General features: G+C 72.4%; 6 protein-coding genes, 1 tRNA gene and 3 pseudogenes. 5 read left to right on the top strand and 5 right to left on the bottom strand.

Going from position 1 to position 9843, the window contains the following annotated elements:
* Positions 1-576, bottom strand: a pseudogene (locus JNW89_RS17880) (hypothetical protein); the annotation flags it as partial.
* Positions 577-725: 149 nt separating this feature from the next.
* On the opposite strand from JNW89_RS17880, the gene JNW89_RS17875 reads away from it, so the two are divergent.
* Both JNW89_RS17875 and JNW89_RS17870 read left to right on the top strand, forming a co-directional pair.
* Positions 726-798, top strand: a tRNA-Arg gene (locus JNW89_RS17875).
* Positions 799-1031: 233 nt separating this feature from the next.
* Complete coding sequence (locus JNW89_RS17870) at positions 1032-2633, top strand: DUF885 domain-containing protein (protein WP_238449782.1); 1602 nt, start codon at positions 1032-1034, stop codon at positions 2631-2633.
* A gap of 137 nt (positions 2634-2770) precedes the next feature.
* Here JNW89_RS17870 and JNW89_RS17865 read toward each other — a convergent pair whose 3' ends face one another.
* Complete coding sequence (locus JNW89_RS17865) at positions 2771-3052, bottom strand: hypothetical protein (protein WP_238449781.1); 282 nt, start codon at positions 3050-3052, stop codon at positions 2771-2773.
* Positions 3053-3126: 74 nt separating this feature from the next.
* Entirely contained in the window at positions 3127-3699 is a 573-nt protein-coding gene (locus JNW89_RS17860) for an N-acetyltransferase (RefSeq protein WP_238449780.1), read from the bottom strand.
* Between the two features lie 123 nt (positions 3700-3822).
* Between JNW89_RS17860 and JNW89_RS17855 the strand changes: the two genes are divergently transcribed.
* Positions 3823-4716 (top strand): septum formation family protein, encoded by an 894-nt coding sequence (locus JNW89_RS17855; RefSeq protein ID WP_238449779.1) that lies wholly within the window; start codon positions 3823-3825, stop codon positions 4714-4716.
* A gap of 130 nt (positions 4717-4846) precedes the next feature.
* On the opposite strand, the pseudogene JNW89_RS17850 reads toward JNW89_RS17855, so the two are convergent.
* Together JNW89_RS17850 and JNW89_RS17845 are read right to left on the bottom strand one after the other, a co-directional pair.
* Positions 4847-7107: pseudogene (locus JNW89_RS17850) on the bottom strand (catalase).
* A 124-nt stretch (positions 7108-7231) separates the two neighbouring features.
* Positions 7232-8128 (bottom strand): aminoglycoside phosphotransferase family protein, encoded by an 897-nt coding sequence (locus JNW89_RS17845; RefSeq protein WP_238449778.1) that lies wholly within the window; start codon positions 8126-8128, stop codon positions 7232-7234.
* 108 nt (positions 8129-8236) lie between these two features.
* On the opposite strand from JNW89_RS17845, the gene JNW89_RS17840 reads away from it, so the two are divergent.
* Both JNW89_RS17840 and JNW89_RS17835 read left to right on the top strand, forming a co-directional pair.
* Positions 8237-8776 carry a DUF4240 domain-containing protein gene (locus JNW89_RS17840; RefSeq protein ID WP_238449777.1) on the top strand — a complete coding sequence of 180 codons (540 nt, stop codon included), beginning with the start codon at positions 8237-8239 and terminating at the stop codon, positions 8774-8776.
* A gap of 899 nt (positions 8777-9675) precedes the next feature.
* Positions 9676-9843: pseudogene (locus tag JNW89_RS17835) on the top strand (PIG-L family deacetylase); the annotation flags it as partial.

Here is a 9843-nt window from a genome sequence, read left to right as displayed (position 1 = left end):
GCCTGCACGCCGAAGACGGGCCCGCCGACGTACCCGGCTGGCAGCTCGCCGGTGATCCGCAGACCGTCGCCCGCGCGGACGGCCCGCTCGACCGCGACCTCCAGCGGCGCGACCCGTCGTCGCGGACACCCAGCGCCAGCACGATCGCGGTGACCGGCTCCGCGCCGATCCGGGCCACGTCGTCCGCGCGGCCGCGACCGCGTCCGGCACCGGTTGGGTACGCCAGCGCCAGCCCTGCCCGGCCGCCCGCTCGTGCAGCCCGGCGGTCGACAGCACCGCCACCCCGGCATCGGGCAGGTGCGCCCACCGGTCGGTGAAGTGCGACAGGACCAGCGCGTCGGGGGCCACCCCGGCGGGCTCGGTGACACTCGGCCGCAGCCCGACCTCGCCGGCCTCGACCCGGGTCAGCACGTCGGCGGTGAGCAGGTACTCCCCCGTCGGATGCGCGAAGAAGAACGCGGTGCCGGCGGGCCCGTCGTCGGCCGGCCCGGCCGGGCGGACCGGCAGGATCGCCCGCCCCAGGAGCTGGCACAGCTCGTAGGCGACCTCGTTCTCGGCATCCGGTTCCAGCAGCACGAAACCGAGGGTACGGGGCGCGCCCGGCCGGAACCCGGATGACCGGACGCGCGGCGGCGTGCGACGCTGATCACCGCGCCGCAGCGGGCACCCGTTCCCCCGCGGCCCGGGGGTGCGGCGGTACCCTCGTGGCGCGACACGCACGCCGCGCGCCCGTAGCTCAGCGGATAGAGCAGGGGACTTCTAATCCCAAGGCCGCAGGTTCGAATCCTGCCGGGCGCACCCATGTCACCGCAGGTCAGCGGCTGCCCGCTCCCCGGTCGAGACGATCACCGGTGAAGAGGCCCGGAGACCCATCGTCCACGCGCCCAGGACCTCCAGAACTGGGCGCGCTGGACGGCATCTGTCTGTGGCGGCGCACGGACCCGCCGACGAGCGGAAGTTGTCAGCTGCTGTGAACTACATCGACGCAAGCCCCTCCGCGCCAGGCAGGACACGGCGCTAGCATCGCCCTCGTGATCGAGGACTTCGCCAGCCGGCTCCTGCGCGACGTGGCCCGCCTCGACCCTTGCGCGGCAGTGGTCGAGGTCGGCGAGCAGGAGGTCGACGGTCTCACCGACTACAGTCCGGACGGCCACCAGGCCCGCGCCGATCTCGCCGCCTGCGCCCTGCGCGAGCTCGAGACCCTGCCCGCGACGAGCCCGCTGCACGCTCACCTCGCCGAACGGCTGCGCGCCCGCATCGCCTTCCACGATGCCGGGGAGGACCTGCGCGAACTGCATGCGGCGGCCACCGGCCCGCTCCAGCTCATCCGCCAGTCCGTCGAGGCTGGGGTGCCCGGCCGCGACGCCGAGGGCGCAGCCTACGAGGATGGCTGGGCCCGTGTCGGCGTGCGCCAGGCCGCGATCCCCGCGGCCCTGGACGGGTATGCCCGCAGCCTCCTGCTCGCCGCCGAGCGCGGTCACCTGCCGACGCGGCGCCAAGTGGAGCTCGTGACGCAGCGCTGCCGCAATTGGGTCGACGATGACATTGCCCTGGTGGAGCGGTACGGCGATGGGCGGCAGCGGGCGTCGTTGCAGGCGGCGGCGCAGGGCGCGCGGGAGGCGTACCAGAGACTGGCCGCGATGCTGACCGCGGACCTGGCACCGCAGGCGCGCAGCGAGGAGGCTTTCGGGCCGCAGCGGTACGCGCTCTGGGTGCGGACCTTCCTCGCTATCGAGCCGGATCTGCGCGAGCTCTACGACTGGGGCTGGGACGAGTTCACCGCGATCGAGGCGGAACTGGTCGCGGAGGCGAAGGCCCTGGGCGGGAGCGTGCCCGCGGTGCTCGACCGGCTCGACAGCCCCGACGCGCCAGGCACCCTGCATAGCCGGGCCGCGTTCGGTGCGTGGCTGCAGGAGCTGCTGGAGGCCACCACCGAGCAGCTGCACGGCGTGCACTTCGACATCCCCGCGCCGCTGCGGCGCATCGAGTCTCGGGTGACCGTGTCGGCCGGCACCGCCTACACCGGGCCGTCGCAGGACCTGACGCGGCCAGGCCGTGTCTGGTGGTTCCTCCCCGAGGACCAGGCAAGCTTCCCGACCTGGTACGCCTACAGCACCGCGTACCACGAGGGCGTTCCCGGCCACCACCTCCAGATCGGCTACGAGGCCTGCCAGGGCGGCCTCGGGCAGCGGCTGAACCTGCTCGGCGGGCTCTCCGGCTGCCAAGAGGGCTGGGCCTTGTACGCCGAGCGGTTCATGGACGAGCTCGGGCTCTACGAGCAGCCGGGTGCCCGATTGGGGTACCTGTTCCAGCAGCTGCTGCGGGCGGCGCGGGTCGTGCTCGACATCGGCCTGCACCTGCGGCTGCCGGTGCCGTCCGGTGGCGGCGCATCGTGGTCGCCGGATGCCGCGCTGCAGCTGCTGCGGGACCGCTGTCATCAAGGGCCGTACGCGTCCATGGAGCTCGCGCGTTATCTGGGCAGGCCAGGGCAGGCGCTGACCTACAAGGTAGGTGAGCGGGTGTGGCTGGCAGGCCGCTCATCCTTCCCCGGCGACCGGCGAGCATTCCACCGTCGGGCGCTGGAACTCGGCTCGCTGGGACTGGACCAGCTGACGGGGGCGCTCACCGGATGACCACGCGTCAACCATGCATGGTGGTGAAGCAGGCGGGCACGCGCCCGTCACTCGCGACCTCTTCGGACGTCCGGATCTGCCGCTGACCGCGCGAGCGGTGTCCACCCGGTCGTCGGTGTCTCAATAGCGACGCTCAGCTACTCCTTCAGGTATCCGGTGGCGGGGTCGATCTCAGCGAGGAAGTTCCGGATCGCCTCCGCCATCTCAGGCAGAGTCATTGCGCGGCCGTCAGCTCTGGTGATCCCGAAGCCGTAGTCGTGCGGCCCGCTGAGCCAGTCGAAGTCGTACTCGCCGGGCTTTTCAGCACGCTCACGGATGCGGAAGTCCTGCCCGTCGACCGTCATCACGATCGGATCATCCTTGGCATGACGGGGTCTCGTGTGCTCGGGTGCGAGGCCGGGCTCCGGTTCGGTTGACATGCCTGCTCCTTCCTCCGCCACCCGCCGGACGCGCCATGGCGGGCAGTTACGAGGCCTGGTTGTCGGGTCGACACCTACCCCGAATGGCGCATGACCCAGGTGGACAGGGGCTCCGTGAAGGCGCGTACCACCTCCCAGCCGGCGCGGCCGTACACCTCGACGTTGTCGGGGTTGCTGGTCTCCAGAATCGCCGGCAGGTCGTCCGCGGCGGCACGGAGCAGTCCGGCTCTCATGACGGCGTGGCCCCACCGGCGGCCGGCGTTCTGCGGGTGGGTACCCAGGACACCGAGGTACCAGTAGGGGGCGGCCGGCAGTGCCGCATGCACGGCCTCGTCGTAGGCGTGGACGCGGGCCAGCGCGTCGTCGGCGGGCAGTTGGGCGACGAGGTCGTCGTCCGGCCACTCGCTCTGCATCGCGGGAGGCTCCCAGATCGCGACCGACGCGCCGCGCTCGATCGTCCAGATGGTTTCCTTGCGCACCCGCTTGTCGAAGAGGTGCCCGAAGAAGGCGGCGGCGTACCGCGGGTAGGTCGCCTCGTCGGGAAACAGGTGCCGGAGGACGGGGTCCTTGGTGAAGGCGGCGACCAGCGAGCTGATGACGCGGTCACGGTCTTCCGGGGTGGCGACGGTGATCTCGGGCGCGGTCACAGCGTCCGACCGTAGCGCAGGCGGTCCGGCCGCACACCCGATCGGACCCGGAATACGGCTGCCCGAACGTGGAAGCGGTGCCATATGCTGCGCCCGTCGTCACGGGGGACACGGGAGAATCAGATGCGAAGCCAGGGCAGGGCGGCGGTCACGGCTGCGCTGATCACGATGGTGTCGACGGGCTGCGGCGCGCCGGCCGGAACCGACGCGGACCTGAGCGACGACTGGCGGCCGATGGCAGCGGCGCAACAGTTCAGCCCGCAGGCCGGCGAGTGCCACCTGATCCGCGAGCCGACCGCGTACCTCACCAGCTACGCCCCGGTGGACTGCACCACGACCCACCTGGTGGAGACGTTCCACGTCGGCACCTTCACCGGCGCCTTGGCCGCGCGGCCCATCCCGCCCAGGGTGGAGTCGTCCGCCATGCGCGCCGCCTTCGCCGACTGTGACAAGCGGGCCAAGCAGTTCGTGGGCGGTGACTGGCGGGACGCCCGCCTGTCGGTGCAGGTCGCGCCGGCCTCGCCGGCCGGTTGGACGGGCGGCAGCCGCTGGTACCGCTGCGACATCTTCGAGTTGGACGAGGTGGACGGCGCCAACGGCGACAGCGACCGGGCGATCGACCGGGCGGGCACGCTGCGCGACACGGTGGGCAGCCGCTCCCCGCTGGTTCACGGCTGCTCGAACGAGGACGACTGGGGACGGCTGCGGCCGGCGAGCTGCACCACGGCGCACCAGTTCGAGTACGCCGGCATCTGGACCGCCCCGGACCGCTCCTACGAGGTCACCAACCGGGACGGGAAGACCATCCACGCCGGATGCCGCAGGGCCGTGGCCCGGTACGCCAAGGTGCCGGTCGACGGCAACCTGCCGTACCGCACCGGCACCGCGTACCGGCTGCCGTCGCCGGAGTTGTGGGCGCGCGGTGACCGGGGGGTGCGCTGCTACTTCTGGTCCAGTGGTCGCAAGGTCACCCGGTCGATCGCCGGCGGCGGCCCGAAGGTGCTGCCGGTCAACTGAGCCGGGGAGGCAGCGCCGCCCTGGCTCACCTCACCCGGGCCGTCAACCCGTACCGTCCGAACCGCTCGTGGTGAAGGGCCGCCCCTCCCGGCGAAGCGGAAGGGCGGCCCCTCGTCAGCGGATCGGTGCGTCAGGCCACCGAGGCGGGGAACCTCTCCCACACCCGGTGCGCGGCCAGCAACTGCTGCACAGCGGTGAACACCTCGGCGCCGGAGTCACCCGTGACCACGCCGGGCGTGCCGGCCACCCCCGCCCGCTCCAGCACGGTGACACCGCCGCCCCACGCGCCGATCGCCTTGGCGTGCCGCCAGCACTCCTCGACCATGAGCAGCACCCGCGGATCCACGGCCGCCGAGTCGGCGGCGCCGGCCTTGGCGTCGCGCGCCGGGATGGCGTCCGGCGCCGGTGCCGGCGCTCCGGCGAGCAGGAGCACGTCGAACTCGACCGACCGGCCGGTGGCGAAGGTCCGCTGCACCGGCAGGTCTCCCACCAGCCCGCCGTGCGGGGCGATCAGCAGCGGCACCATGCCGGCGGCGAACACCGCGCGGCGCACCTCGCCGACGCCGTCGAGGTCGGCCTCGGCATCGACTACGACGCCGACCGTGCGACCGTCGCTGGGCCACTCCCTGCCGACCTGCGACAGCGCGGGGCTGGGCGTGACGTCGGCCAGCGGCACGGTCGGCTGCGGGGCGGGCAGGCCCAGGCCGGTGGCGACCTCCGCGCACAGCACCGGGTCGATGTTGGCGAGGGACTGCAGCTGCCGTTCCTTGATCGCCTGGTGGTAGCACTTGCCGAGCTCGAACGTGTAGGCCCGGATGATGTGCTCCTTCTCGACCGGCGACATGCTCAGCCAGAACAGGCGGACCTGGCTGTAGTGGTCGTCGAACGAGACCGGGTTGGCGCGTACCTTGGGCGCCTCCGCCACCGTGACCGGCACGTCGACGAAGGCGTTCTCGTCGTCGCCGGCGGGGAAGGGATTGCCGCCGTCGAGCGAGTTCGGCCGGTACGGCGCGACACCCGCGTGGACGGCCTGCTGGTGGAAGCCGTCGCGGAGCATGTCGTTGACCGGGGCGTGCGGCCGGTTGATCGGGATCTGCGAGAAGTTCGGCCCGCCCAGCCGGGTGAGCTGCGTGTCGACGTACGAGAAGAGCCGGCCCTGCAGCAGCGGGTCGTTGGTGACGTCGATCCCCGGCGGCAGGTGGCCGAGGTGGAAGGCGACCTGCTCGGTCTCGGCGAAGAAGTTCCTCGGCGTCCGGTTGAGCGTCAACCTGCCGATCGGCTGTACCGGTGCCAGTTCCTCCGGCACGATCTTCGTCGGGTCGAGCAGGTCGATGCCGGCAAAGGTCTCCTCCGGAGTGTCGGGGAAGACCTGGATGCCGAGCTCCCACTCGGGGTACGCGCCGGCCTCGATCGCGTCGTACAGGTCCCGGCGGTGGAAGTCCGGGTCGATGCCGTTGAGCATCTGCGCCTCCTCCCAGGTCAGGGAGTGCACGCCCAGCTTGGGCTTCCAGTGGAACTTGACCAGCACGGTCTCCCCGGCCGCGTTGACGAGCCGGAAGGTGTGGACGCCGAAGCCCTCCATCGTCCGGTACGAGCGCGGGATGCCCCGGTCGGACATGTTCCACATCGTGTGGTGCTGCGCCTCGGTGTGCAGGGAGACAAAGTCCCAGAAGGTGTCGTGCGCGCTCTGGGCCTGCGGGATCTCCCGGTCGGGGTGCGGCTTGGCGGCGTGGATGATGTCGGGGAACTTGAGGGCGTCCTGGATGAAGAAGACCGGCATGCTGTTGGCGACCAGGTCGAAGGTGCCCTCGTCGGTGTAGAACTTCGTCGCGAAGCCGCGGGTGTCGCGCACCGTGTCGGCGGATCCGCGCGAGCCGAGGACGGTGGAGAACCGCACGAAGACCTCGGTCTCGCGTCCCTTCTTGAGGAAGCCGGCCTTCGTCACCGGCTCGGCGGTGCCGTAGGCGGTGAAGAGGCCGTGCGCCCCGGCCCCACGTGCGTGCACGACGCGCTCGGGGATGCGCTCGTGGTCGAAGTGGGTGATCTTCTCGCGGAAGTGGTGGTCCTGGAGCAGGATCGGTCCGCGCGGTCCGGCCTTGAGGGAGTGGTCCGTGTCGCGCAGCCGCGCCCCCTGCGAGGTGGTGAGGAAGGCGCCCTGCTGACCGTTCGCGATCGCCGGCGCGCCGGTCTTCGCGCCGGTCGGGGTGCGGGTCTCTGGGGCCCCCTGCTCGGCCTTGGGCGGCAGCGGGTCGTGCGGCGTCGTCGGCTCCTCGACGGTGGGCGGGGCACTGCCCGGAGCGCGGGGACATCCGGGGTCAGGACGCCGGCCACCTTCTCTGCGGCGGCCTCCACGACATCCTTGACCGCCTTGGCGGGCTTGCTGGAATCCATCTGGACGGGTACCTCCATGGAGCGGCTGTGAGCAGGCTCCTGGGCCGTACCCTGGTCCGGCCGTGCAAAACGGACTGATCACCACCGACCGGCCAGGCAGGTGTCAACAGGGCGGACCGGGAGGTCAGTGCCGGTCGCCGAGGACCTGCGTCAGGGCGTGCGTGGCCTGCCGGACGATGCCGGGGTTGGTCTCCCAGTAGTAGGGCAGGGCCATCACGGCCTGGCACAGCGCCCAGCCGCGCCCCCGCAGCCACGACGCGTCGTCGACGTCGAGTTCGGCGCGGAACCGCTCGCGGCTGGCGCCGGCGAACACGTTCCACGCCGGTTGCAGGTCGCAGGCGGGATCACCGACGTTGAGGCCGCCGAAGTCGATGACCGCGGACAGCCGGCCGTCGACGACGAGCAGGTTGCCCGGCAGCAGGTCGCCGTGCACCCAGACCTCCGGGGCGTCCCACGCCGGGGCGTCGAGCGACTCCTGCCAGGAACGCAGCGTCGCCGCACCGTCGATCCGGTCGCCGAGCCGCGCGACCGCCCGCCGGACGTCCTCGTCGAGCTCCGCGAGCGGTGCGCCCCGCTTGCCGGGAAGGCGCGGGAAGGCCCCGGTGGTGTCGATCCGGCGCAGCGCCGCCACGAACGCGGCGAGATCGACCGCCGCCCGGTCCAGGTCGTCGATCGTGCCGTTCGCGTTCTCGCCCGGCAGCCACTCGCACACCGACCAGTCGAAGGGATAGCCCTCGGCGGGACGCCCCATCGCCACCGGCACGGGCAGGGCCAGCGGCAGGTGCGGTGCGAGCTTCGGCAGCCACTCCGCCTCCTGGGCCGCCTGCCGGGTGGCCCAGCCGATCCGGGGCAGCCGGACGACGAGGTGCTCACCGAGCCGGTAGATGTCGTGGTCGGTGCCGTACGAGGCAACCGGACGGATCGGCAGCCCGGCCCAGTGCGGGAACTGTCCGGCCAGGAGTCGACGGACCAGGTCGACGTCGGTCTCGATCTCGTCGGCGTGCATCTTGAGAGCGCTCATCGCAGCCATCCTCAGCGAGCCGGAAGGGGCGCGGCAACCGAGTTCCGGCCGTGCGGGCCGCACCGGCGACCGGACCCGGTTGTCGGTCCGGCTCGCTACCCTCCGCCGGTGACCGACACCGCTGACGCGATCCGGGTGCCCACTGTGGAGGACGAGGCCCGCTTCTGGGCACTGGTCGAGGCCGCCTGGGAGCGGCTCGGCCCGGAGCCGGCGGCACTGCGCCGGGCCCTGGCGACCCGCGACCCGGAGGCCGGCGACGTCGACCCGTACGCGATCGACGACTGGCTCGACCCCTTCCTCGCCAATCTCCGGGCGCTCTGTGCCGACCTGTCCGGCCGGGAGCTGACCGACCTCGACCGGGTCGTCGAGCGGAAGCTCCACGACATCGACCGGGAGGACGTCCACGAGGTGACCGACGGCTCCGACGACGGGTTCCTCTACTGCCGGGGCTGGATCGTCGCGCTGGGTCGGGAGTTCTACGAGGCCGTGCGCGCCGACCCGGCGATGGCCGTGCTGGACGCCGACTGCGAGGAGATCTGCTACTTCTTCGCCCACCTGCACGAGGAACGCTTCGGGGAGTGGCCCGACACCGGCTCCGGCATCTCCCGGGAGTCCACCAGCAACGCCGCCGGCTGGGCGGCGAACTGACCGACGGTACGGGGGGCGGCGCGCGTCGCACCGACGACCTGGGGGGTGGGTGATCGGTGCGACGCGGCCTGACCGACGCCGGGGCGGGGCGGAGGGGGGAAGGGGAGTGAGGTGCCCCGCCCGGCGTCGGAGCTCAGCCGGCGGTCGGGGCGGCCGGCTTGTGGCCGCGCCCGGGCCCCCGGTACGGGTGGTCTCCTGCGGGGTCGGTCGCGCATCCACCTTCCCGGTCGGGTGGCTGGGCGGGACCGAGGGGCGGTGGGACGGCTTGCCCTTCTCGGCGGCGAGCAGCGTGGTGCAGTAGCCGGCCACCTGCTCCCGGCCGCCGGCGGTGGTGATCAGCACGGTGAAGGCGGGACTCTCCAGCGCCTTGCCCGGGTTGTCGCCGGCCTTGGCGGTGTAGGCGCGGCAGAGGCCGACCAGGGACGGCGAGGGGGTGCCCTTCGCGCCCGGCGACTTCTCGCCCTTGGCCTTGTCGGCGGGGGCGCCGGTGGCGTGTGCCGAGGGCTTGGCGCTCGCCCCGGTCAACGGGTTCGGCAGGGTGCCGTTCGCGGCGGCGAGGGCCACCCCACCGGTGGCGGTCACGGCGAGCGCCGTGGCACCGACCTTCAGGGTGAGCAGTTTCGCCAGTGCGGTCTGCAGCATGGTTTCTCCGGTCTGAGGGGGATGACGGAGTGGCGGTGTGCCCGGGGCGCCTTCCGGATCACACCTTCCGTGCCCCTCAGCGCCGGCCTCCCCCGATACGTCACACCGGCCCTTCCTGGTCGGCGCCGGCACACCCGGCGGGGCGACGCGGAAACCGGGTGACGTCGGCGCGTCCGCGTCCCACCATCAACGGATGCCAGCGACCCGACCGCCCGAGCCGGACATCCGCCGCTACTACACCGACGTCTACGACGAGGCCCGGGGGCTGCTTCGCCCTGGAGGACGTCGAGGTCGCCGCGGGTCCGCTGGTGCGCCTGATGCGCGAGTTCCGTCCGCACGTCGTCACCACGTACGACGAGGAGGGCGGCTACCCGCACCCCGACCACATCATGACCCACAAGGTGAGCGTGGCCGCCTTCGAGGCG

The organism is Micromonospora sp. 4G55 (assembly GCF_016803375.1).
Note: the sequence above shows the minus strand (reverse complement) of the source record. Positions and strands in the feature narration are given on the sequence as shown.